The organism is Thioalkalivibrio sp. ALE19, from assembly GCF_000428605.1.
Lineage (GTDB): Bacteria > Pseudomonadota > Gammaproteobacteria > Ectothiorhodospirales > Ectothiorhodospiraceae > Thioalkalivibrio.
The window spans coordinates 13,968-38,155 of sequence record NZ_AUAG01000008.1 but is presented as its reverse complement, the minus strand read 5'-3'; the positions used below and the strand labels follow the sequence as shown (position 1 = coordinate 38,155).

Here is a 24,188-nt window from a genome sequence, read left to right as displayed (position 1 = left end):
CGCGGCGGCAGCGGCCCGCCCGGCGGTCCGCCCGTCCGCCATCGGGAGCCTCACTCCTCGGGGGTGACGGTGACGCGGATCTCCGCGTCGACACCCGAGTACAGGTGAACGCCCACCTCGAACTCGCCGGTCGCCCGCAGCGGCCCCTCGGGCATGCGCACTTCCTTTTTCTCCACTTCCACACCCTTCGCGGTCAGCGCGTCGGCGATGTCGGCCGGGCTCACCGAACCGAACAGCTTGCCTTCGGCGCCGACCTTGGCCCGGATCTCCAGATCCATGCCGTCGAGCTTTTCGCGACGGGCTTCGGCGGCCGCCACGGCCTCGGCCGCGGCCTTTTCCAGCTCGGCACGGCGCGCCTCGAACTCGGCGATGTTCTCCGCGGTGGCGAAGGCCGCCTTGCCCTGCGGCAGGAGGTAGTTGCGCGCAAAACCGGGGCGCACGCGGACACGATCGCCCAGCCCGCCCAGGTTGTCGATCTTTTCCAGCAGAATGACTTCCATCTTGGTCTTCCCGTCAACGATTGAACCAGCGACCCGAGGTCGGGCCGTATTCTACACCGTGTGCCGCGCCGGCCGAACCGCGCGCGTCACACGCTCAGGATTCCGGGGGATCGTCGCCGGCATCGCGCTCGCGACCGATCCCCATGCGCCGGCGGATATCCGCCCACGCGTCGATGACCCCGATGGTGGCCAGCAGCAGGAACATCTGCGGCAACGCCAGGGCCATCAAAATGTACATGCCCACCAGCCAGAACACGCTCATGCCCTGGCCATGCGTCAGCGCATGCATCAGGGCGATCCCCTGGAGGAAGAACAGCACCCCCAGGATGAACGCCAGCTCCATCGCCAGCGGCGACGGCACCAGCTGCCCCACCGCGAGCAGCACAACCGCGGCGGCGCTGACGCCCGGCCCCAGCTGCAGGGCGCGGAATTCCGCGCCGAAGGCCCCGGGGTTGTACAGCGCCGCCTGCCAGTAGCGGGCGATCAGCATCGCCAGGGTCACGCTCAGCAGCACGATGCCGGCCAGCAGCCCGGCCAGGTAGGGCGCAAGGTCGGCCAGCACCGCCTCGAGCTCTTCGCGCGCGGCCGCCTCGCCGGTCTCCACCAGCGGCGCCAGCAACTCCATGCCGGCCCGCACCCAGAAGGCCTCGGCATCCGGCACCAGGGCGTGCATCAGCAACACCCCGGCACCGGCAACCAGCGCCCCGGCCTTGAGGGTGATGCGCCAGGACACCGTGCGCCGCAACAGCTCGGCCAGCAGGGCCACCGGAAGCCACTGGATGACACCGGCCAGCAGCACCGCCGGTCCCGGTGTTCCGGGGCTCAGACCCCACAGGGCCGCGCCCAGCAGGGCGGAGGCGATCGCGAGGACGACCAGGGCCTGAGTCAGCCCCAGGCGCAGCCCGACCAGGGCCACCAGGGCACTGCTGACGATGGATACCGGCGGCAGGAACAGCCCGGCAATACCAAAGCCGGCGACCGCACCCACGGCGCGGCCCCGGCTCTTCATCGCGAATTCGGCGAGGATCTGCATGACCGTTGCACTCCGCCCGGCGGGCGGCGATCAGGCAGCGTTCAGGCGCCGATCAATGCGTATCGCTGTACGGAAGCAGCGCGAGAAAACGCGCGCGCTTGACCGCCGTGGACAGCTGACGCTGGTACTTGGCGCTGGTGCCGGTGACGCGGCTGGGCACGATCTTGCCGGTCTCGGTGATGTAATTCTTCAGCAGGTTCAGGTCCTTGTAATCGATGTACTCGATACCTTCGGCGGTGAACCGGCAGAACTTGCGACGACGCGGGAAACGGGCCATGTCCGATCTCCTTCAGTAAACGGGGGTGGGGTTCGGGATCACTCGTCGGCGGGGGCTTCGGCCGACTCGTCCGCGGAGGCGTCCTCGCGGCGGCGGCTGCCCTTGCCTTCTTCTTCCTCGCGGCCCTTGGCCAGCGGGGACGCTTCGGTGATCGCACGATCCATGCGGATGGACAGGTGACGCAGCACCGCATCGTTGAAGCGGAAGGCGCTGTCGAGCTCTTCCATCGCGGCCTCGTCGGCCTCGATGTTCATCAGCACGTAGTGGGCCTTGACCAGCTTCTGGATGGGGTAGGCGAGCTGCCGGCGGCCCCAGTCCTCCAGACGGTGGACCGTGCCGCTGTGGCCTTCCACCAGACCCTTGTAGCGCTCGATCATCGCCGGGACCTGCTCGCTCTGGTCGGGATGGACCAGAAACACGACTTCATAGTGACGCATATCCAACTCCTTGCGGGTAACAGCCTCCCGGTGCGCCGGTGAGGCAAGGAACCGCCCGAACGACGGGCGGAAAGGCGCAATACGTTAACCGATGTTGCCCGCGGTCACAACACGGCGCTGGCGCCGGACTTCGAACAGCGACACGCCGGTGGCGACCGAAACGTTCAGGCTCTCCACGGTGCCGGCCATGGGTATGTGCGCCAGATGATCGCAGGCCTCGCGGGTCAGGCGTCGCAGGCCCTCGCCCTCGGCGCCCATGACGATCGCGGTGGGCGGGCGCAGATCGACGTCATACAGGACCTCCTGCGCCTCGCCGTCCAGCCCCGTGGCCCACATGCCGGACTCCTTCAGCGCGGCGAGGGTGCGGGCGAGATTGCCCACGCTCACCACCGGCACGGTCTCCGCCGCGCCGGAGGCCACCTTGATCGCCGCCGGGGTCAATGGAGCACTGTGGTGGCGCGGGACGACCAGGGCCCCGGCGCCTGCGGCGTCCGCCGTGCGCAGGCAGGCGCCGAGGTTGTGCGGATCGGTGACGCCATCCAGCACCAGCACCAGATCCAGGCCGGCCTCCACGCGTTGGCGCAGCTCGCGCTCGTCCACCACCGGGCGGGGCGTACAGTGCACGATCACGCCCTGGTGCTGAAATCCGGGGTGCTGCTGGTCCAGGCGCTCGCGGGCCACCCGCTCCACCGCCACTCCCCGCGTACCGGCGCGCTCCAGGATGCGCTGCAGGGATGCATCCACCTCGCCGCGCGCGAGCTGCAGGCTCTTGATCCGCTCCGGAGCACGCTCGAGCAGCGATGCCACCGCATGGATCCCGCCGAAGGCCTCGCCCCGGGAGCGCCCCTTTCCGCCGCTACGGCTCATCCCGCACGTCCCCGCATTTTCGGTCGCGGTACGGACAGAACGCCCGCAACGGCACCCGCAACGTCGGACATCCGTGCATCGATCAGGAAGAAGATGTCGGGCGCCGGCGACGGCTCCGACGCCGTCCCGGCTTGTCCCCGGTTTCGCCGTCTCCGGAGCCGCCCGGGCCGGAGGCATCCGCGTCAGGGATGGTGTTGCCATCCTTGTCCGGAACGGCCTCGGGCTCCGGAAGCCGCTCGTTGCCCGGCTCCGGAGCATCTGCGGGGTCCTCTTCGGAGGCAGCACCCCCGCCGGGCCCGTCGGCACCCTGCGCGGCGGCGTCACCCTCCTCCGCGGAAGGCTTGCTGCGCCGACGGCCGCGCCGCCGGCCCTTCTTCTTCGGTGCGTCGTCACCGGCGGGCTCCGGCGCCGATTCCGGGGCCGATTCTGCCGCTGCGTGTTCGCCTTCGCTGTCGGCGGGTGCGGAATCGTCGGACACCGGGCCCGCATCCGGGCCAGCAGCCGGGCCCCCGCCCGTCTCCGCATCGCCTCCTCTGGCGCGACGCTTGCGACGGGCGTTGTCGCGGGCGCTGCCACGCTTCTTCCCGCCGGCACCGGGACCTCCGCCCGGGCCCTTGCGACCGGCCGGGCGCCCGGCCGGTGCAGCCTTCTCCGCGGGCTTCGACTCACCGGCCAGGGCCAGATCGATCTTGCGGTCATCCAGACTCACCCGCACCAGCTGTACCTGGAGCTCGTCACCGATGCGGAACACGCGGCCGGCGCGCTCGCCCGTGAGGGTGTGGCGCTTGGGATCGAAGTGGTAGAAGTCGTTGTCGAGGCTGGAGACATGCACCAGGCCCTCGATGTACACCCCCTGGATCTCCACGAACAGGCCGAACCCGGTCACGCCCGAGACGATGCCGGTAAACACATCCCCGACCTTGTCCTGCATGTACTCGGCCTTCAGCCAGGCCTCGACGTCCCGGGTGGCGTCTTCGGCGCGGCGTTCGGCCATCGAGCAGTGCTCGCCGAGGCCCTCCATGCGCTGATGGGTATAGGGGAAGCCCTTGTTGCTGCCGTTGCGCAGCACGTGGCGAATGCCCCGATGGACCAGCAGGTCCGGATAGCGCCGGATCGGCGAGGTGAAATGCGCGTAGTCATCCAGCGCCAGGCCGAAATGCCCGCCGAGGTCGGGTGAATAGACCGCCTGCGACAGCGAACGCAGCAGGACCGTCTGGATCAGTTTCTGGTCCGTGCGCTGCTTCGCCGCCTTGAGGACCTCGGTGTAGTCCCGCGGGGTCGGCTCGTCGCCTCCGCCCAGGGACAGACCCGCGCCATTGAGGAATTCACGCAGCTCCTCGACCTTCTCTGTGGGCGGCTGATCGTGGTTGCGATAAAGCGCCGGGACCTTGTGCTTCTTGAGGAAGCGCGCCGCGGCCACGTTGGCCATGATCATGCATTCCTCGACCAGGCGGTGGGCATCGGTGCGCTCCACCGGCACGATGCGCTCGATCTTGCGGTCCTCGCCGAACACGATCTGTGTCTCGGTGGAATCGAAATCGATCGCACCACGGCGGTTGCGCGCCGCGTGCAGCGCCTTGAACACCCGGTGCAGTTCCTCCACGTGCGGCAGCACCTGCGCGTTCTGCTCGCGCAGGCCCTCATCGCCCGCGAGCATTGCGGCCACATCGTCATAGATCAGCCGGGCATGCGAGCGAATCACGCCCTCGTGGAACCGGTAGCTCTTCAGCGCCCCGCGGGCACCGATCTCCATCTCGCAGACCATGCTCAGGCGGTCGACGTCCGGATTCAGCGAGCACAGCCCGTTGGACAGCGCCTCGGGCAGCATCGGGATCACCTGCTCGGGGAAATACGCCGAGGTCGCGCGATTGACCGCCTCGCGATCCAGCGCGGAATCCGGCTCGACGTAGTGCGACACATCGGCGATCGCGACCCACAGCCGCCAGCCCTTGCCTTCGGGCTCGCAATACAGGGCATCGTCAAAGTCCCGCGCATCGCTGCCGTCGATGGTCACGAACGGCTTGTCGCGCAGATCCAGCCGCCCCTTCTTCGCCTTTTCCGGTACCGAATCACCCAGCTTGTCCGCCGCTTCGGTGACCTCGTCCGGCCATTCGAACGGCAGACCCTGGGCACGGATCGCGATGTCGATCTCCATCCCCGGTGCCATGTGCTCGCCCAGGACCTCCACCACGTCACCGCGCAGACGCGACTTGCGCGAAGCCATCTCGCGGATGCGCACGACCACGATCTGGTCGTCCTGCGCCTCGCCCAGACCGTCCGGCGGTACCAGGATCTCGTGGGTGATGCGCTTGTTGTCCGGGGTCAGCAGGCCCACGCCGTCCTCGATGCGCAGACGCCCGACCACCTGGGTGGTGTTGCGCTCCAGCACCTCGACGATGCCGCCCTCACGACGCCCGCGCCGGTCCACGCCCATGACGCGCGCCACCGCGCGGTCCCCGTGGAACACCCCCCGCATCTGCTTCGGCGACAGGAACAGGTCGTCATCCTGCTCGTCCGGCACCAGGAAACCAAAGCCGTCGGGATGGCCGATCACGCGCCCGCGGATCAGGTCTTCCTGATTGACCGGGAGGTAGGCACCCCGACGGTTGCACAGCGCCTGACCGTCACGCTCCATCGCCTTGAGCCGCCGCCTCAGGGCCTCCAGCCGTTCCTCGTCCTCGATGCCGAGACGCCCGGCGATTTCCTCGAAGGACAGCGGGTTCCCCTCGAGCTGCAGCAGGTCGAGGATGTACTCGCGGCTGGGGATGGGGTTGTCGTACTTCTGCGCCTCGCGTTCGAGGTTGGGGTCGACCTGCGGCTTGCTGCGTTTTCCTGGCATTCAGTGAACTCTTTCTTCTGGTGTTGTGCCGCGCACCCGAGGTGCCCGCGGCAGTGACAGGCCGGAGCCGGCCCGGTGCCCATTATGGCCCCGATGCGGCGCGGGCGCATTTCTTTCATCTGCGGAGCTCGCAGGGTTTGACAGATCCGCCAGCGCGGATTACCTTACGCGTTCCTGAAGCGCAGGCCCCCTCACAGGGCCGACCTCAAGTGCCGAGGTGGCGGAAATGGTAGACGCGCTAGCTTCAGGTGCTAGTGGGGGTAACCCCGTGGAGGTTCAAGTCCTCTCCTCGGCACCATTTTTATTCGCTTCCCGCTTCGTGCCCGAAGCAATCCTCAGATCCCGCGTCCGCAATCGCTCGCATGGCAATGGCCTGCGGGGCGTCTTTGCATGTGCGGTCGCCACCCGGCCCGCAACCGGACCGGACGGCCACCCCCGTCAGCCCCGGAACGGGTCGCGCATCACCAGCGTCTCGTCACGGTCCGGTCCGGTGGAAATCATGTCGATCGGAACACCCACCACCTCGGACAGGCGCTCCAGGTAGGCGCGCGCATTGGCGGGAAGCTGCGCATACTCCCGCACCCCGACAGTGGATTCCTGCCAGCCCGGCATCTCCTCGTAGACCGGCGTACACGAATCGTAGGCCTCCGCCCCCGCGGGCGGGATCTCCACGCGACGGCCGTCAACGTCGTAACCGGTGCAGATCTGGACCGTCTCCAGACCGTCGAGCACGTCCAGCTTGGTCATGCACAGACCACTGATGCTGTTCACCGCGACCGCGCGCCGCAGCGCCACCGCATCGAACCACCCGCAGCGGCGCGCACGCCCGGTGGTGGAACCGAATTCGTTGCCGCGGCGCGCGAGGTGTTCCCCCATGTTGTCGAACAGCTCGGTGGGAAAGGGTCCGGCCCCGACCCGCGTGGTGTATGCCTTGGTGATCCCCAGCACATAATCCAGATCGCGCGGGCCCACCCCCGAACCGGTGGAGGCGCCGCCGGCGGTCGTGCTGGAGGAGGTCACGAACGGATAGGTCCCGTGATCGATGTCCAGCAGCGTACCCTGTGCCCCCTCGAACATCACGTCGCGGCCCGCCGCACGCAGTTCGTGCAGACGGCCGGCGACGTCGGTCACCATCGGCTTGAGGCGCTCGGCATGCTCGAGGCACTGCTCCAGCACCTGCTGATGATCCACCGTCGCAGCCCCGAAATAATGTTTCAGGGCAAAGTTGTGGTAATCCATCACCTCGCCGAGCTTGGCCGCCAGACGCTCGCGATGGAACAGGTCATCCAGGCGCAGTCCGCGCCGCGCGACCTTGTCCTCGTAGGCGGGACCGATGCCGCGGCCCGTGGTACCGATGGCCGCCTTGCCGCGCGCCTTCTCGCGCGCATGATCCAGCGCCACGTGGTATGGCAGGATCAGCTGGCAGGAGTCCGACAGCCGCAGGCGATCGGTCACCGGCACGCCGCGGGCCTCGAGCTCGTCCATCTCCTTGAGCAGGGCTTCCGGCGACAGCACCACGCCGTTGCCGATCATGCACTCCACCCCTTCACGCAGGATGCCCGAGGGGATCAGGTGCAGCACCGTCTTCTCGCCATCGATCACCAGCGTGTGGCCGGCGTTGTGCCCGCCCTGGAAGCGCACTACCGCCGCGGCATCCTCGGTCAGTCGGTCGACGATCTTGCCCTTGCCCTCGTCACCCCACTGACTGCCCAGTACGACTACGAAACGTCCCATCAGTGCTCCACCACCGTCCATTGTTCATTGCGGTACTCCAGGCGCGCGACCCCATCCGCCACCGGTGTCTCGCCGCGCAGCTCGCGGACCACCCGCACGCCGCGCCCGCGCAGCTCGCGCACCGCGGCCTCGAGCTCCGGATCGGTTCCGGCGGGCGCGAGCACGCATTCACGCGGCCGCGCCGGATCGCCGCCGGCGTCGCCGTGCCGGACCAGCTCGCGCAGGTCGGTACTGAAACCGGTGGCCGAGCGCGCCCGCCCGAAAACGCGGCCGATCTCGTTGTAGCGCCCGCCCCGGGCGATGGCCTGTCCCGACCCGGGGATAAAGGCAGCGAAGACCAGACCGGTGTGATAGGCATAGCCACGCAACTCCGCAACGTCCACGTGCAGATCCACGTCGGTATCCAGCGCCTGCAGCGCATCCACCACCGCCGCAAGGTGATCCAGGGCCGCATGCACCTCTGCGGGCGCCCTGCCCAGCGCGGCGCGCGCGCTCGCCAGGACCTCGGGTCCGCCATTGAGATCCGGCAGGGCACGCAGGGCGTCGGCCAGATCGGGGTCGAGGCCCGCCTCACGCCATTGCGCCAGGGTCTGTTCGATTTCGGGGATGCTCTTGCGCTGCAGCTGATCGAAGAAGGCGCGCTCCTGCTCCGGCTCCAGACGCGCGGCCCGGGCAAGACTGCGGAAGATCCCGACGTGCCCCAGATCCATGCTCGGGCGGCGCACACCGCAGACCTCCAGGGTGGCCAGCATCAGACGGATGATCTCGACATCGGAATCCAGACCGTCGTGTCCGAAAAGCTCGGCCCCGGCCTGCAGCGGACTGCGAGACCCCGACCATTCGTCGGCACGCGCACGCAGCGTCGTGCCGACATAGCACAGCCGGTTGGCCCCCTCCACATGCTGGCGGTGGGCGTCGATGCGCGCGACCTGCGGCGTCAGATCCGCACGCACACCCATCAAACGACCGGTCAGCTGATCGGTCAGCTTGAACGTCTGCAGATCCAGCTCGTGGCCGGCACCGGTCAGCAACGACTCCAGGTATTCCGCCAGCGGCGGCATCACATGGTCGTAGCCCCAGACATCGAAATGGTCGAGCACACGCCGCCGCAGGCCCTCCAGGCGCCGTGCCGAATCCGGCAGCGCCTCTTCGAGTCCGTCCGGCAGCAGCCAGCGATTGATTTCCGTCATGTCATCCTTGCCTGCACGGCCTGACCCGTCCGCAGGCGGGCTGGCCAGAAGAAGGGCCCGCGGTGCGGGCCCGGCTTGTGGTTGGCAGAGCCTGTCCGCACCGGCCCCGCAGCGGGGCCGGCCGCACGATCACTCGGCGGGCTGCGGCAGCTGCGGGGCCCGGGACGGACGCTCGCCGCCCGGAGCGTTGAAGAACTGGAAGAACTCCGAGTTCGGTTCCAGCACGAACGTGCTGTTCTCGCCCTGCAGGCTGTTGCGGTAGGCGATCAGGCTGCGATAGAAGCGGAAGAACTCTTCATCTTCGCCGAAGGAGGTACCCAGGATCTCGGTGGCCCGGGCATCGCCCGCCCCGCGGATCTCCTCGGAGTCACGGTACGCGTTCGCCAGGATCACCGTGCGATCGCGGTCGGCACGCGAACGAATCCGCTCGGCCTCCTCCTGCCCCCGGGCGCGGAAGTCCTGCGCCACACGTTCGCGCTCGGCCCGCATCCGGTCGAACACCGACTCGGACACCTCGTCCGGCAGGTCCATGCGACGGATGCGCACATCCACCAGATCGACCCCCAGCTCCAGCGCCGTCTCCAGGGCGGCCTGGCGCACCGCGCCCATGATAGTCAGGCGCTCGCCGGCAACCACGTCCTGCAGCTCGTAGCGGGCGAATTCGTTACGCATCCCGTCCCGCAGGATCTGCGACAGGCGTTCCTCGGCCAGTCGCTCGTCACCACGGGTCGCGCGGTAGAACTGACCGACATCGTTGATCCGCCACTTGGCGTAGAAATCCACGATGATGTTCTTCGCCTCGCTGGTCAGGAACCGGTCCGGCGGGATGTTCAGGGTCATGATCCGGGCATCGAACTTCTCGACGTTCTGGATCAGCGGGAACTTGAAATGCAGCCCCGGCTCCTGGTCCACCTCGCGCAGTTCCCCCAGGGCGAACTTGATCACGCGCTCGCGCTCGTCAACGGTGTAGGTCGACAGGGCCACGACGATCCCGATGACCACCACGGCAATTCCGGCAATACGCAGCATCAGCGAACCTCCCGCGAGCGCAGGCTCTCGGTATCACGGGTCATGGAACCACTTCCGGTGGTTCCGGAGGCACCCCCGAGGGCGCCGCGTCCGGTATCCAGCGGACGCGGCGTCGGCGCATCACCCGAATTGCGGGTGCCCGGCTGACCGGAGAACATCTCGCCCAGCGGCAGCATCATCAGATTGCCGCTGGCGCCCACGTCCAGCATCAGCTTGCGCGAATCCTGGAGCACGGCTTCCACCGCCTCGAGATAGAGGCGATCACGCGTGACCTCGGGGGCCTGCTGGTACTCGGCCAGCAACTGATCGAAACGGGACGCATCACCTTCCGCCCGGGCCACGACCTGATCGCGATAGCCCTCGGCTTCCTCGATGATACGGGCCGCCTGACCGCGCGCCCGCGGGATCACGCCGTTGGCGTAGGCCTCGGCCTCGTTGCGGAAGCGGACCTCGTCCTCGCGTGCACGGATGGCATCGGCAAAGGCTTCCTGCACCGCCTCCGGCGGCTGGGCCTGCTGCATGGAGACCGCGGTCACCACGATCCCGGCGCCGTAGGCATCAAGGTTCTCCTGCATCACCGTGCGGGTGGACTGGGCGATCTCGCCGCGGCCCTCGCCGAGGATGAATTCAAGATTGCCCTTGCCGACCCGTTCACGGATGGCCGACTCCATGACCTGATGCACGGTGGCATCCGGGTTGCGGACATTGAACAGGAAATCGACCAGGTCGAGGATGCGGTACTGCACCGCGATGTCGACATCGATGATGTTCTCGTCGCCGGTGAGCATCAGCGCGCGGCTCTCGATGGTCCGCACGTTGTCCACGTTCTCGATCTCGATCCGCTCGATGGGATACGGCAGGTGCCAGCCCGGCCCCGGACTCTTGACCTCCTGGAACGCGCCGAAGCGCAGCACCACGCCGCGCTCGCCTTCGGAGACGATGTGGAAGCCGGAGGCGATCCAGACCACCAGGGCGATGATCAGGCCGAGGCTGATCAGCGCCTGGGAGCCGCGCCCCATGCCGCCGCCGCCCAGGCCGCTTCCGCCCTGGTTGCCGCCACCAAAGATGCCGCTGAGCTGCCGCGACAGCTTGCGCAGCATCTCCTCCAGATCCGGCGGCTGCTGGCCGCCTCCGCCACCGCCGCTGCCGCCGCGGTTACCGCCTCCCCCGCTCCAGGGGTCGCGGTTGTTGTTTCCCGGTTCGTTCCAGGGCATGAATCAGGGACTCCGTCGATCGCTCGGGATGTGCCGAGAAGGCACAGGGAGCGGACATTCTAGGGGGGCACCCGGGGGCGGGCAAGCGCACCCCTGCGGGAGTCAGGTTGAGGGAAGGGCGATCCGCGGACGATCGCGGGCCCCGCGGGGCCCGCGACTCGCCGGGGCGGACGGGTCAGGCCGCGTCGCGCCGCCCGGAAGGAGAGGCTTCTCCGACGCCGGCCGCTTCCCAGGCGCCCATTCCGCCGACCACGTTCATCACGTGGCGATAGCCCAGGCGCTGCAGGATGGAAGCCGCGACCGTCGAACGATAACCGCTGCCGCAGACCACGGCCACCGGCTCTTCCGGATCGACACCCGGGACGCCCTCACGGGTCTCCGCCACGGGGCGATGCACCGCCGCGTCGACGTGCCCCGCGGCGTACTCGGCCGGGGTACGCACGTCCACCAGTCGGGCCTCGCCGCGTGCCACGCGGTCCGCGGCTCCGCGGGCATCGACCTGGGCCAGGGTATCCAGCGGCAGGCCGGCGCCCGCCCAGGCGGCCATGCCGCCGCGCACGTAGCCGTCGATGTAGTCGCGCCCGGTGCGGACCATGCTGCGCACGGCCTGCTCGATCACTGCGGGGTCACCGCTGCCGTCGATCAGGATCACCGGGTGGTCATCCGGCGTGACCCAGCCCGCCCAGTTGGCGAACGGGCCGCGGATGCCGATGCCCAGAGCCCCCGGCACGTGGCCGCCCCCGAACGCCAGCGGATCGCGCAGGTCGATCACCGTGACCTCGCCGGCTTCCACGCGCCGCGCCACCTCGTCGGGTTCGATGGACTGCATGCCCGGCAGCGGGATGACGTCCTTCGGGCCCTCGGAGTTGATGCCCTTGTTGCGCGGATAGAAATCCGGGATCTCCGGCAGTCCGTGCAGCAGCTTCTCCACGAAGGCGTCCTCGCTCAGCGACGGATCCAGATAGGGGTTGGTCGCCCGCTCGTAACCCAGGGTGGAGACGGGACGCCCGGCCATGCCCGCGCCGCAGGCGGAACCGGCCCCGTGCCCCGGGTGGACCTCCACGCCGTCGGGCAGGTCGGCCAGCTTGTCGCGCACACTGGCGAACATCTGCCGCGCCAGCGCGCGCTTGGCCTCCTCGCCCAGCAGGTCGGGCCGGCCCAGCGAGCCGACGAACAGGAAGTCGCCGGTGATCAGTGCGATCGGCTCATCACGCGACCGTGCCCCGTCGAACACCACGAACATCAGATGTTCCGGCGTATGCCCGGGAGTGTGACGGACCTCGATGCGCACGTTGCCAATGTCGATGCGGTCCCCTTCGTGCAGATCCTCGTGCGGGAACTGCACCCGGAAATGCTCGCCGGCGTCGTGACCGGAGACCATCAGCCGCGCCCCGGTCTTGTCCGCCAGCTCGCGGGCGCCCGAAGCAAAGTCGGCGTGGATGTGGGTATCCATCACGTACGCGATGCGATAGCCATGGTCCCGCGCATAGTCCAGGTAGACATCCACGTCGCGCTGCGGGTCGATCACGGCGATCTCGCCGCTGCCCTGGCAGCCGACCACGAAGGAATGCTGTGACAGTCCGGGATCCACGAAACGTTCAAAGATCATCGTTCTACCTCCTTTCCCTGCAGCCATTGCAGGCGTTGCCCATTTCTTGACTAATTTGGTCAGTTATTAGGGCAAAAGTTCCCTGAAGGAGGTTCTGATAGAAAACGTAAATAATACTCCCCGTGCCGCGTGGCTGCCCGGGAACCCGTCAGGGGGCGCGATCAGGCACCGGAGCCCGGTGCCGACTCGCGCGCGCCGGAGGCTTGCGCGCCCTCGGCGTCCTCGGGTTCCTCGCCCGGCCCCAGGAAGGCCGTTTCCGGATCCAGCCCCGCCTCGCGGAACAGGTCTTGAAAGCGCCGCTCCGGCAGCTGCACCCGCAGGCGGATCGCACCCTCATCACCGGTCTGCTCGGCCTCCACGGCGTTCTCGTCGTACAGCCGACCGCGCAGCCGCCCGGCGGACGGCGGCACCTCGACCCAGCCACGGCGCATGGATTCGGTGAAGGACTCGGCCAGGCGCTGGTACAGCCGCTCCACCCCTTCGCCGGTTTGCGCCGACAGCCAGAAGGCCTCCTCGCCCTCGCCACCGGCAAAGCGCTCCGCCGCCGCGTCGTCGCGCTCCGGCAGGGTGTCGATCTTGTTGTAGATCCGCCAGCAGGGCACGTCCTCGGCGCCGATCTCCGCGAGCACGTCCTCCACCTGGGCGATGTGCCGCTCGCGCTCCGGATCGGCGGCATCGATCACGTGCAGAAGCAGCGCCGCCTCGCGGGTCTCGGTCAGGGTCGCCTTGAAGGCCGCCACCAGTTCGTGCGGCAGGTCGCGCACGAACCCGACGGTGTCCGCGAGGATCACCGACTGGTGCGGCGCCAGATCCAGCCGGCGCAGGGTCGGATCCAGGGTCGCGAACAGCTGGTCGGCCTGGTAAACGTCGGAATCGGTGAGGCGGTTGAACAGGGTCGACTTGCCGGCATTGGTGTAGCCCACCAGCGAGACGGTCGGCACCTCGTTGCGCAGGCGCGCCTGGCGCCCCTGCTCGCGCGTGCGCTCGACCTTTTCCAGTCGCCGCTCGATATGCTTGATGCGCGCCGCCAGCAGCCGGCGGTCGGTCTCCAGCTGGGTCTCGCCGGGACCGCGCAGGCCGATCCCGCCCTTCTGCCGTTCCAGGTGGGTCCAGCCACGCACCAGCCGGGTGGACATGTGACGCAGCTGCGCCAGCTCCACCTGCAGCTTGCCCTCGTGAGAACGCGCGCGCTGGGCAAAAATGTCGAGGATCAGCCCGGCGCGGTCCAGCACGCGACACTGCAGGTGCTGTTCCAGGTTGCGCTCCTGACTGGGCGACAGCTCGTGGTTGAAGATGACCAGGTCGGCCCCGTGCGCCGCCACCTGATCGCGAATGGCGTCCGCCTTGCCGGACCCCACGAACAGGCGCGAGTCGGGACGGTGCCGCGAGCCGGATTCCACGGCCACCACTTCGGCCCCGGCCGAACGCACCAGCTCCTCGAATTCCTGCAGCTGAACCTCGAGATCGGTCGCACCGCCGATGGCCATGGCCACCAGCACCGCCCGGTCGCCACCGGTCTGCGGACGCTCAAACAACGCGCGACCACCCCCGATTCGGGACCGGGCCACCCCGGAGGTGTACGACGCCCCTATTCATCCGCGGCCTCTCCGCCGCTGGCCGCGGCGCTGTCTTCATCCAGCGGCATGCGCACCTGCCGCGCGGGCACGATGGTGGAGATCGCGTGCTTGTAGACCATCTGCGAAACCGTCGAGCGCAGCAGGACCACGAACTGATCGAACGACTCGATCTGCCCCTGCAGCTTGATGCCGTTCACGAGATAGATCGACACCGGAATCCGGTCGCGGCGCAGCGCGTTGAGAAAGGGTTCCTGCAGCATTTGCCCTTTGGCCATCGGTACATTCCCTGGTTGCATTCGTCGGGGCCCGCGCCGCGGGCCGAAACCTGTAAAAAGAGTAGCATATCGTCAGCGTGATGCCGTCTCGCGCAGGGCCGCCAGGGCCTGCTCCGGGTCGACGGTTTCCGCCGGCAACCGCGCGTGCAGCGGGAAGCGCCGCAGGCCGGTCAGCTGGCGCTTGGCCAGCTGCCGCGTTGCGGCGATCGCCCGGCTGCGGAACGTGGCGAAATCGACCTCGCCGGCCAGCCATTCCCAGCCCTGGCGGTAGCCCACCGCCCGCTGCGAAGGGTGCTCCGAGGTCAGTCCGGGGCGCGCGCGCAGGGCCCGCAGCTCCTCCACGAACCCCGCCTCCAGCATGGCATCGAAGCGTTCGGCAATCCGCGCGCGCAGACGTTCCCGATCTTCCGGCCACAACGCCAGTGCGCACCAGCCCGCCGGCAGCCGCGCCTCGCCCCCCTGCTGGAAGCTCGACAACGGGCGCCCCGTGGCCTCGAACACCTCCAGCGCCCGCAGGATGCGCTGCGGATCGTTGGGATGGATGCGCCCGGCGGCCGCCGGGTCCACCGCCTCCAGGGCCTCGTGCAGGGCCCGGGCGCCTTCCGTCTCCAGCCGGGCGCGCACCGCGGCGCGCACCGCTTCCGGCACCGGCGGCATGGGGTCGATCCCCTCCAGCAGCGCCCGCAGGTACAGCAGGGTCCCGCCCGCCAGCAGCGCCACGCGCCCGCGCGCATGGATCGCGCGGATGCAGGCACGGGCATCCGCGGCGAAGGCCGCCGCGTTATAGGTCTCCTCCGGATCCCGGATGTCCAGCAGGTGATGCGGCACCCGCGCCCGCTCGTGCGCATCCGGCTTGGCGGTACCGATGTCCATGCCGCGGTACACCTGCGCCGAATCCACGGTCACGATCTCGGCGTCCAGCCGCTGCGCGAGCTCCAGCGCCAGCCCGGTCTTGCCGGTGGCGGTGGGCCCGGCGAGCAGGACCACCGGCGGTTGCGGGACGTCCATCAGCGCCCGCGCATGAACAGCCCGTCGAGGGCGGCGTGATCCAGCTCCACCCAGGTCGGCCGGCCATGGTTGCACTGGCCGCTGCGCTCGGTGGCCTCCATGTCGCGCAGCAGCTGATTCATCTCGGGCACGGTCAGCCGGCGCCCCGACCGCACCGAACCGTGACAGGCCATGGTGCTCAGCACCTCGTTGGCCGCCACCTCGGTGCGCTGGCTGTGACCGCTTTCGGCCAGATCCCCCAGCACGTCGCGCAGCAGCGCCGGTGCATCGCGGCCCCGCAGCAGCGCCGGCGCCGCACGCAACCGCAGCCGTTCGCGCCCGCAACGGTCCACTTCGAAGCCCAGCCCGGCCAGCGTATCCGCCTGCTCCTCGGCGCGGTCGGCCTCGGCCGGGGTAACTTCCACCTCCTCCGGCACCAGCAGCGGCTGGGCGGTCACGCGTTCACGCTCCCATTCGCGCTTGAGCCGCTCATAGGTGATGCGCTCGTGTGCGGCATGCATGTCCACCAGCACCAGCCCGCGGGCGTTCTCCGCGAGCACGAAGGTATCCGCGACCTGGCCGATAGCGAATCCCAGCGGGGGCATCTCCGCAGCGTCCGCACCCTCGCCGGGAGCGGTTTCCGCCCCGGGGTAATCCGGTGCCGCACGCTCGCCCACGGCGGTGGAACCGGCGCCTGCCGGCGGCCGGAATGCGGCCCAGGCCGCGGCAAACCCGTCACCCCGCCCGGGATCCGCGCGCCCCCCGGCACGGGATCCGCCCCCGGAGAGCGGAGCGGGGCTCCCGCTACCGCGCGCCGAATGGTCGCCCGGCGGCACTCCGTCAAGCAGCCCCGGCCGCGCATGCGGAGGGGCCTCCGGGCGCGGCGCGCCCGCCGGGGCGGCACCGGCCTCCGCGCCCTGACCGGCCTTCGCCTGCCCCAATGCGGCATGCAGCGCATGGAAGATGAAATCGTGGACCATCCGCGACTCGCGGAAGCGCACCTCCTGCTTGGTCGGATGCGCGTTCACGTCCACCTGCGCCGGATCCAGCTCCAGCTCGAGCACGAACATCGGATGGCGCCCGTGGTAGAGCACGTCCTGATAGGCCTTGCGCACGGCCGCCGTCAGTACCCGATCGCGGATCGCACGGCCGTTGACGAAGAAATACTGCTGGTCGGCCTGAGCCCGGGAACGCGCCGGGGATCCCAGCCAGCCGGACAGCACCAGCCCGGAACGCTGCTCGTCCACCGGGAGCGCATCCGCCAGAAATGCCTCGCCCAGCAGGGCCCGCACGCGCGCCGCGGGGTCACCGGGTGCCGCCGGCAGGTCCAGCGTCACCCGATCGTTGTGCCGCAGCACGAAGGCGACCTCGGGGTGCGCCGCGGCCAGGGTGCGCAGCACGGACTCGCAATGGCCGTACTCGGTGCGTTCGGTGCGCACGAATCGCCGCCGCGCCGGCACGTTGAAGAACAGGTCGCGCACCTCGACCGTCGTGCCCGGCGGATGCGACGCCGGCATCACCTCGCCGAAGACATCGGAACCGTCCCCGGAAAGCTGCCAGGCGTTACGCTCGCCGGGCACCGCCGAGGTCAGGGTCAGGCGCGCCACCGAGGACACCGATGGCAGCGCCTCGCCGCGGAAACCCAGGCTGTGCAGGGCCTCCAGGTCATCCATGCTGCGGATCTTGCTGGTGGCATGGCGCGACAGCGCCAGCGGCAGTTCTTCCCGCGCGATGCCACAGCCGTCGTCGGTCACCCGGATCAGGCGGGTCCCGCCCTGCTCCAGACGCACCTCGATGCGCGAGGCCCCGGCATCCAGCGCGTTTTCGACCAGCTCCTTGACCACCGAGGCCGGTCGCTCGATGACCTCGCCGGCGGCGATCTGGCTGATCAGCTGATTGGAGAGTTTCTGGATGCCCACGTCACGTCCCGGGAAAGCACTGAAACGCAGGGTAAGGAAACACCGGCGAATGTGCACGTGCGTGCTCGCCGAATCCCGTATTCGGACCGGGATTCAACTGCCGCGGGAAGGGACCTCGAGGACCTGACCGGTATAGATGGTGTCACCGTTGACGCCGTTGACCGCGCGCAGCTCGGACAGGGACACGCTGTACTGCTCCGCGATCCCGGACAGGGTCTCGCCGGGGCGAATGATGTGCTGCTCGGTATCCTTGCCGCCATCGGCAATCAGCGTGCCCGGACGCGCGTGGGTGGAGAAGTACGCCCGCAGACCGGTCAGCAGGGCTTCGGCCAGCGACTGCTGATAGCTGGAGCTGCGCAGGCGACGTTCGTCCTGCGGATTGGAAATGAAGCCGGACTCGACCAGGATGGACGGCACATCCGGCGAACGCAGCACGGCGAAATTGGCCCGTTCGACCTTCGGCCGCCGCACCTTGCCGACCCGGTCCAGCTCGTCGATCATCCGCTCGGCTAGGGTGGAACTGGCCTCGAGGCTGCCGCTCTGGGCCAGATCCAGCAGCACGTTGCTGAGGGAATCATCACGGCCGTTCATCGGCACCCCGCCCAGGCGCATGTCGGCCTGATTCTCGCGCTCGGCAAGGAAGCGTGCGGCCTCGCTGGATGCCCCGCCCTCCGACAGCATGTACACCGAGGACCCGTTCACGCTGGGGTCCGGGAAGGCATCCGCGTGGATCGACATGAACACGTCGGCCTCCGCGTCCCGGGCGCGCTTGACGCGCTCGCGCAGGGGCAGGAAATAGTCGCCGGTGCGGATCATCACCGCCTCCATGCCCCATTCATCCTCGACCAGGTCCGCAAGCCGCTGCGACACTTCCAGCGCCACGTCCTTCTCGCGCGTGCCGTTGGGACCGATGGCGCCGGGATCATGCCCGCCGTGGCCGGCATCGATGGCCACGATCACGTCGCGCAGATCCTCCTGCGAGCGACCGCGACGCGGTTCGCGCTCCTCGCCCGCTTCCACCCGCGTGCCCGCCGAGCCGCTGCGCGTCAGGTCCAGCACCAGCCGGTGCGGGGCGCCCTGAGCCGGCATCAGCTGGAAGCTGCGCGGGCTCACGGCCTCGCGCAGATCCAGGACCACGCGCAGATCGGAACCGTTGCGCGGCGCATGGCGCACGCCGTCGATCACCGAACGCGGGTGATCATTGACCTCCAGGCTGGCATCGGTGCTGGCGTTCGTCAGATCCACCACCAGCCGTTCCGGCGACTGCAGGCGAAACACCTCGTACTCGGCCTCGCCCTCCATGTCGAAGACCAGACGCGTGGTTTCTCCGTCCACCGACATGCGCAGGCGCTCGACGCGCGCCCCGGCCGCCGCCGGGAGGGGCAGCGTCGCCAGACCCAGTGCACCCAGGGCGCGCAGGATCTGGCGGCGATTCGGATCGATGTCGGAACGGTGATGGCCCACGCACACACCCCGGCTGGTCAGGGACTCCACTCTCATTGTGGACAGATCCTCTGAAAAAGCAACCCGGAATGTCGCGAATTTTTAGGAAGATACCGAAGTTTCTGCGTGTACCCTCACAACCTGCGACCTCGCTCCCCACATCTCTCCGGGCGCCACCACCCACTACATGTGGTGTGCCGAAAAAACCGCCAGCCCCAGATCTATTCCTGCCCCGGCGCCGCCGCCAGCGCGGCGCGGCCGGCCTCGGCGGCCGGCCCTTCCAGCCACAGCCGGCGTCCGTACTCCGGCCCGTCCGGATGTTCCTCGAGGTGGATGCGCAGATCCGGCTCCGGCAGCCAGCCGCAACCGCGCTCCGGCCACTCGACCAGCCACAGCACCCCGGCCCCGTGCGCCTCGCGCACGCCGAGGTACTCCAGCTCCTCCGGGTCCCCCAGACGGTAGAGATCGAAATGCAGTACCCGCCGGGAATCCAGCTCGTACGGTTCGACCAGGGTATAGGTCGGACTGCGCACCGTCCCCGCGTGCCCCAGGGCCCGCAGCAGGCCGCGCACCCAGGTGGTCTTTCCCGCGCCCAGGTCGCCCTCCAGATAGACCGTGCGCAGCCCCGGCACCGTCGCCAGCGCGGCACCCGCCGCCTCGGTGGCGGCCGCATCCGGCAGCTCCACCGGGGCTCCGTCGAAGACCGCCCGGTCAGAGGCCATCGTCGCCCCCCGAGGCGGCCGGCAGGGCCGCGATCAGATCCCCCGCCAGCATGCCGACAGTGCCCCCCAGTCGCCGCGCCGCGACGCGCCCGGCCGCCGCGTGCCAGCCGGCGCCGGTGCGCGCCGCCACACGCGCACCCGCACCCTGTCCGCGCAACGCCGCGATCACGCCGGTCAGCGCATCCCCACAGCCGGGGGTGGCCATCCCCGGATGGCCGTCGGTGACACAGTCGTACGGTCCGTCATCGGTGTCGGCGATCAGCGTCCCCGCCCCCTTGAGCAGCACGGTGCCGCCAAACCGCACGACCAGCTCCCGCAGTCGCCCCGGTCGGTCGACCTCCACCGCCGCGGCATCCAGGTTCAGCAGACGCCCGGCCTCGCCGGGATGCGGCGTCAGGACCCAGTCGTTGCTGCGTCGCGGGGTCTGCGCCAGCAGGTTGAGGGCATCGGCATCCACCACCAGCGGGCGGCCGGAATCGGCCGCCGCCAGCCACAGCTCACGCCCCCACGGACCCTGATCCAGCCCTGGCCCGATGGCCACCGCGTCCGCCCGCTCCAGCCAGCGCAGCAGCTCCGGGCCTTCGCTCACCCCGCGCACCATGATCTCGGGGCGGTCACTGCACACGAAGGCCGCATGTTCGGGATGCGTCAGCAGGGTCACGCGCCCGGCTCCGGCACGCAGCGCCGCGGTGGCCGCCAGCCGCCCGGCTCCGGCGAACCCGGGAGCCCCGCCGACGATCATCACGTGGCCCGCATCACCCTTGTGGGCCCCGGGCCGCCGCCGCGGCAGACCCGCCCGCCAGTGCCCGGGACCAATGCGCCACGCCGCCGGTGCGAAGCTCTCCGCCAGCGAATGCGGGAGATCGAGTGTGGCCACGCTGACCGTGCCCGCGCAGTCCACCGCAGCCCCGGTATGCAGTCCGGGCTTGTCGGCAATGAACGTCAGGGTGCGCGTGGCCCGCACCGCACCGCCGCGCAAGGCCCCGCTGTCGGTATCCACCCCCGAGGGCGCATCCGCCGCCAGCACCGCCCGCTCGGCACGGTTCAGCCGCTCGATCACCTCGCCGTAGACATCGGTCAGCGGACGCTGCAGACCGATACCGAACAGCGCATCCACCCACACCTCCGCGGTGGCGGGATCGAACGTCTCCAGCGGGTGGATTTCGCCCCCGCTTTCCTCCCACAGACGCCGGGCCCGCTGCCCGTCCGACTCCTCCCGCGCCCGCGAGGACCCCGCGTGCAGCACGACCTCCAGTCCGGCCGCCCGCGCGCGGCGGGCCAGCACGAAACCGTCGCCGCCGTTGTTGCCGGGCCCGCAGAGCACCCCGACGCGGGTCACCTCCGGCCAGTGTTCGCGCAGATGCTCGAGCAGCGCCGCCCCGGCCCGGTCCATCAGCTCGCCCGGCGCCATCCCGGGCAGGGCCATGGCGGTGGCATCCAGCTCGCGCATGCGCGTGGTGTCAAACAGCCGCTCACCGGGCGCGGGGCTGGCCGGGGACGGGGGTGCGGGGGCATCATTCATGTCCGTTCCTCTCCTTGCTGGCCTGTCGATCGTGCCTGAGCATCCCGACCCGCGCCAATGCGCCGAACTTGCCGACCGCATCCGTCGGTGGGGGCGCGAACTCGGCTTCGCGGAACTGCGCATCGGCCCGGCGCGGGTCCCCGAGGCCGATCGCGGGCACCTGGACGCCTGGCTGGAGCGCGGCTCCCACGGCGACATGCAATGGATGGCCGACCGCGCGCCGCTGCGCCGCGACCCCGGCGCGCTGCTGCCCGGGGTGCAGCGCATCGTCAGCGTGCGCATGGATTACTTCCCGCCACGCACCCGCCGTCCGGCTGACCAGCTGGCGGATCCCGAGGGCGCCTATGTCTCGCGCTATGCCCTGGGCCGTGACTACCACAAGCTGCTGCGCAAGCGACTTACCGAACTCGGCCGCCGGATCGAGGCCGAGGCACCGCACGGCTACCGCGCCTTCACCGACAGCGCGCCAGTGCTGGAGAAGGCCCTGGCGCAGCAGGCGGGGCTTGGCTGGATCGGCAAGAACACCAACCTGCTGGCCCGCGGGACCGGCTCGTGGTTCTTCCTCGGTGAACTGTTCACCGATCTGCCGCTGCCGCTCGACCCCGGCCCGGGCGAGGACCACTGCGGGAGCTGTCGCGCCTGCCTGGACGTGTGCCCCACGCAGGCCTTCCGCGGCCCGCACGACCTCGACGCCCGGCGCTGCATCTCCTATCTCACCATCGAGCTGAAAGGCTCGATCCCGGAAGACCTGCGGCCGCTGATCGGCAACCGCATCTACGGCTGTGACGACTGCCAGCTGGTCTGCCCCTGGAACCGCTTCGCCGAGGTCGCGGCCGAACCGGACTTTGTCACCCGCCATGGCCTCGACAGCGCCTCGCTGGTCGAGCTGTTCGCCTGGGACGAGGCGACCTTCCTCGAGCGCACCGCCGGCATGGCGATCCGCCGCATCGGCCACGAACAATGGCTGCGCAACCTGGCCGTGGCGCTCGGCAACGGACCGGCCACCGATCAGGCGCGCGAGGCCCTGGCCGCGCGCGCCGACCACCCGTCACCACTGGTGCGCGAACACGTGGCCTGGGCCCGGGCACGCCTGGACGAACGGGCCGCCGGCCGGCTCGCCGAACCGCCGGCCGTCCCGGTGAAGGCGCTCACTCGCGCGCCGGTGGATCCGGCCGCACGGCCCGCCAGCATCCCCGCCCCGGAGGGCGGCACCGGACCGCCCCCCGAGGACCCGACGAGCTCCTAAAGGTCGGGCCGAATCCAGACCAGGCTCGCGAGGCGTCCGGTGGTGCCATCACGACGATAGGAGAAGAACCGGTCCGGGTCGCTGAAGGTGCACTCGCCACCGCCATGCACGGCCACGCCGGCCTGTGCCAGGCGATCGCGCGCCAGCGCCGCCAGGTCCGCCAGCCAGTGCCCGCTGCGTGCGGCCGGCTTGAAAGCGCTGGTCATGTGCGGCTGCACCGCCAGGAACCGTTCGCGCACCTCCGCGCCCACCTCGAAGGCGTCGGGGCCGATGGCCGGCCCCAGCCAGGCCTGCCAGTCCGCCTGCGGACGGGCCTCGCGCAGCGCCGCCAGCGTGGCCTCCAGGACCCCGTCCACCAGCCCGCGCCAGCCGGCATGCGCGGCAGCCACCGCCTCGCCGCCGGCACCGGCGAACAGCACCGGCAGGCAGTCGGCGGTCTGCACCGCGCAGACCCGGCCGGGCCGGGTGGTCATCACCGCATCGGCCTCCACCGGCGCGTCGGCGGCGGCCAGTTCTTCCGCGCGCACCACCCGCGTGCCATGCACCTGCGCCGGCCAGTGCAGCTCGGCACCGGGCACGCCCCGCGCGGCCACCGCCTGCGCCAGACGGTGCCGGTTCCCGGCCACTCGCTGCGGATCGTCCCCGGTATGCAGCGCGAGATTCAGACTGGCCCATACGCCCTCGCTGACCCCGCCGGCACGGGTGGTCTGCAGGGCCCCGACCGCGGGGGCGACGGGCCAGTCGGGCGTAATCAGGGCCGCGTCCGGCAGCGCACCAGCGGCGTTCATGCCTGCGACTCCGCGTTCGCGGCATCCGCGCGCAACACCTCCAGCAGCGAGGCGAAATCCGCGGGCAGCGGCGCCTCGAAGGCCTGCGGCTCGCCCGTGGCGGGGTGACGGAATTCCAGGCGCGCGGCGTGCAGCGCCTGACGCCGGAATCCATTCACGACCTCCCGGGCCGACTCGTCCATCCCGCGCACCGGCCGCGGCCGGCCGCCGTACACCGGGTCGCCCACCAGCGGGTGACGCAGATGCGCCATGTGCACGCGGATCTGGTGGGTGCGCCCGGTCTCCAGACGCGCGTTAAGCAGGGTATGCCCGCGGAAACGCTCGGCGACCCGATAATGCGTGGTCGCGGGCTTGCCCGAAGGGTTCACCGCCATGCGCTTGCGGTCCACCGGATGCCGGCCCACGGGCGCGTCCACCGTGCCCCCGGCGATCACCCGGCCGTGAACCAGCGCGCGGTATTCGCGGTGCACGCTGCGCTCCTGCAGCTGACGCACCAGGGCGGTCTGCGCCTGCGCGTTGCGCGCGACCACCATCAGGCCGGTGGTGTCCTTGTCCAGGCGGTGCACGACCCCGGCGCGCGGCAGCACGCCGACGTCGGGCGCGTGGTGCAGCAACGCGTTGACCAGGGTCCCCTGACGGTGACCCGCGGCCGGATGCACCACCAGCCCCGCCGGCTTGTCGATCACCAGCACGTCGGCATCCTCGTACAGGATGTCCAGCTCGATGGCTTCCGGGGCGTCCTCCAGCGACGGCGTCTCCGGCGGCGCCAGCTCCACCGTCTCGCCGCCGCGCACCGGCGTGCGCGGGCGTGGCTGCTCCCCGTCCACCCGCAGATCGCCAGCCTTCAGCCACTGCACCAGCTGGCTGCGCGAATACTCGGGAAACGCGCGCGCCAGGGCCGCATCCAGGCGCTGCCCGGCCTCTTCCTCGGGCAGGGTTGCCCGGCGTGGTTCGCTCATGCCCTCACCCTCCGGAGGCAG

At 69.9% G+C, this 24,188-nt stretch carries 21 protein-coding genes and 1 tRNA gene; 2 read left to right on the top strand and 20 right to left on the bottom strand.

Annotation, left to right across the window (positions count from 1 at the left end; genetic code table 11):
- Nucleotides 1-50: 50 nt before the first annotated feature.
- The 6 genes from rplI to rnr all read right to left on the bottom strand — a co-directional run bounded on the left by rplI (nt 51) and on the right by rnr (nt 5,953).
- Nucleotides 51-500 (bottom strand): 50S ribosomal protein L9, encoded by a 450-nt coding sequence (gene rplI / locus F787_RS0104155; RefSeq protein WP_018870340.1) that lies wholly within the window; start codon nt 498-500, stop codon nt 51-53.
- Nucleotides 501-594: 94 nt separating this feature from the next.
- Nucleotides 595-1,533 carry a hypothetical protein gene (locus F787_RS0104150; protein ID WP_018870341.1) on the bottom strand — a complete coding sequence of 313 codons (939 nt, stop codon included), beginning with the start codon at nt 1,531-1,533 and terminating at the stop codon, nt 595-597.
- Nucleotides 1,534-1,585: 52 nt separating this feature from the next.
- Nucleotides 1,586-1,810, bottom strand: coding sequence for a 30S ribosomal protein S18 (gene rpsR, locus F787_RS0104145; protein ID WP_018870342.1), 225 nt, complete (start codon nt 1,808-1,810; stop codon nt 1,586-1,588).
- Between the two features lie 38 nt (nt 1,811-1,848).
- Complete coding sequence (gene rpsF / locus F787_RS0104140) at nt 1,849-2,247, bottom strand: 30S ribosomal protein S6 (RefSeq protein WP_018870343.1); 399 nt, start codon at nt 2,245-2,247, stop codon at nt 1,849-1,851.
- 84 nt (nt 2,248-2,331) lie between these two features.
- A complete protein-coding gene (gene rlmB, locus F787_RS0104135) occupies nt 2,332-3,114 on the bottom strand; it encodes a 23S rRNA (guanosine(2251)-2'-O)-methyltransferase RlmB (RefSeq protein ID WP_018870344.1) in 783 nt (260 codons plus the stop codon).
- An 82-nt stretch (nt 3,115-3,196) separates the two neighbouring features.
- Nucleotides 3,197-5,953, bottom strand: a complete 2,757-nt coding sequence (rnr, locus tag F787_RS0104130; protein WP_028491392.1) for a ribonuclease R — start codon at nt 5,951-5,953, stop codon at nt 3,197-3,199.
- 211 nt (nt 5,954-6,164) lie between these two features.
- Between rnr and F787_RS0104125 the strand changes: the two genes are divergently transcribed.
- Nucleotides 6,165-6,251 (top strand) — tRNA-Leu (locus F787_RS0104125).
- A gap of 140 nt (nt 6,252-6,391) precedes the next feature.
- Here the strand turns inward: F787_RS0104125 and F787_RS0104120 are convergent.
- The 12 genes from F787_RS0104120 to F787_RS0104065 all read right to left on the bottom strand — a co-directional run bounded on the left by F787_RS0104120 (nt 6,392) and on the right by F787_RS0104065 (nt 21,174).
- Entirely contained in the window at nt 6,392-7,687 is a 1,296-nt protein-coding gene (locus F787_RS0104120) for an adenylosuccinate synthase (RefSeq protein ID WP_018870346.1), read from the bottom strand.
- Nucleotides 7,687-8,877, bottom strand: coding sequence for an ATP phosphoribosyltransferase regulatory subunit (locus tag F787_RS0104115; protein WP_028491391.1), 1,191 nt, complete (start codon nt 8,875-8,877; stop codon nt 7,687-7,689). Before F787_RS0104115 ends, F787_RS0104120 begins: the two co-directional genes overlap by 1 nt.
- A gap of 129 nt (nt 8,878-9,006) precedes the next feature.
- Nucleotides 9,007-9,906: a protease modulator HflC gene (hflC, locus tag F787_RS0104110; RefSeq protein WP_019569614.1), complete on the bottom strand. Its 900-nt coding sequence runs from the start codon at nt 9,904-9,906 to the stop codon at nt 9,007-9,009.
- Complete coding sequence (gene hflK / locus F787_RS0104105) at nt 9,906-11,120, bottom strand: FtsH protease activity modulator HflK (protein WP_019021772.1); 1,215 nt, start codon at nt 11,118-11,120, stop codon at nt 9,906-9,908. Before hflK ends, hflC begins: the two co-directional genes overlap by 1 nt.
- Nucleotides 11,121-11,295: 175 nt before the next feature.
- Nucleotides 11,296-12,729 carry an MBL fold metallo-hydrolase gene (locus F787_RS0104100; RefSeq protein ID WP_028491390.1) on the bottom strand — a complete coding sequence of 478 codons (1,434 nt, stop codon included), beginning with the start codon at nt 12,727-12,729 and terminating at the stop codon, nt 11,296-11,298.
- Between the two features lie 161 nt (nt 12,730-12,890).
- Nucleotides 12,891-14,264 carry a ribosome rescue GTPase HflX gene (gene hflX, locus F787_RS0104095; protein ID WP_028491389.1) on the bottom strand — a complete coding sequence of 458 codons (1,374 nt, stop codon included), beginning with the start codon at nt 14,262-14,264 and terminating at the stop codon, nt 12,891-12,893.
- A gap of 53 nt (nt 14,265-14,317) precedes the next feature.
- Nucleotides 14,318-14,581, bottom strand: a complete 264-nt coding sequence (hfq, locus tag F787_RS0104090; protein WP_018870352.1) for an RNA chaperone Hfq — start codon at nt 14,579-14,581, stop codon at nt 14,318-14,320.
- Between the two features lie 72 nt (nt 14,582-14,653).
- Nucleotides 14,654-15,589, bottom strand: a complete 936-nt coding sequence (gene miaA / locus F787_RS0104085; RefSeq protein ID WP_028491388.1) for a tRNA (adenosine(37)-N6)-dimethylallyltransferase MiaA — start codon at nt 15,587-15,589, stop codon at nt 14,654-14,656.
- The gene (gene mutL / locus F787_RS0104080; protein WP_028491387.1) at nt 15,589-17,487 is read right to left on the bottom strand and encodes a DNA mismatch repair endonuclease MutL; all 1,899 of its coding nucleotides are present in this window, start codon (nt 17,485-17,487) and stop codon (nt 15,589-15,591) included. Before mutL ends, miaA begins: the two co-directional genes overlap by 1 nt.
- Before the next feature lie 93 nt (nt 17,488-17,580).
- Complete coding sequence (locus F787_RS0104075; protein WP_369773213.1) at nt 17,581-18,987, bottom strand: N-acetylmuramoyl-L-alanine amidase; 1,407 nt, start codon at nt 18,985-18,987, stop codon at nt 17,581-17,583.
- Nucleotides 18,988-19,151: 164 nt separating this feature from the next.
- Complete coding sequence (gene tsaE, locus F787_RS0104070) at nt 19,152-19,652, bottom strand: tRNA (adenosine(37)-N6)-threonylcarbamoyltransferase complex ATPase subunit type 1 TsaE (RefSeq protein ID WP_051245997.1); 501 nt, start codon at nt 19,650-19,652, stop codon at nt 19,152-19,154.
- Entirely contained in the window at nt 19,642-21,174 is a 1,533-nt protein-coding gene (locus F787_RS0104065) for a bifunctional ADP-dependent NAD(P)H-hydrate dehydratase/NAD(P)H-hydrate epimerase (protein ID WP_028491385.1), read from the bottom strand. Before F787_RS0104065 ends, tsaE begins: the two co-directional genes overlap by 11 nt.
- On the opposite strand from F787_RS0104065, the gene queG reads away from it, so the two are divergent.
- A complete protein-coding gene (gene queG, locus F787_RS0104060) occupies nt 21,173-22,420 on the top strand; it encodes a tRNA epoxyqueuosine(34) reductase QueG (RefSeq protein WP_028491384.1) in 1,248 nt (415 codons plus the stop codon). The genes F787_RS0104065 and queG overlap by 2 nt on opposite strands.
- Here queG and pgeF read toward each other — a convergent pair.
- Nucleotides 22,417-23,208 (bottom strand): peptidoglycan editing factor PgeF, encoded by a 792-nt coding sequence (pgeF, locus tag F787_RS0104055; RefSeq protein ID WP_042805642.1) that lies wholly within the window; start codon nt 23,206-23,208, stop codon nt 22,417-22,419. The genes queG and pgeF overlap by 4 nt on opposite strands.
- On the bottom strand, nt 23,205-24,167 hold the full coding sequence (gene rluD, locus F787_RS0104050) for a 23S rRNA pseudouridine(1911/1915/1917) synthase RluD (RefSeq protein ID WP_028491382.1): 963 nt from the start codon (nt 24,165-24,167) through the stop codon (nt 23,205-23,207). The genes pgeF and rluD overlap by 4 nt, the downstream gene beginning before the upstream one ends.
- Nucleotides 24,168-24,188 lie beyond the last annotated feature (21 nt).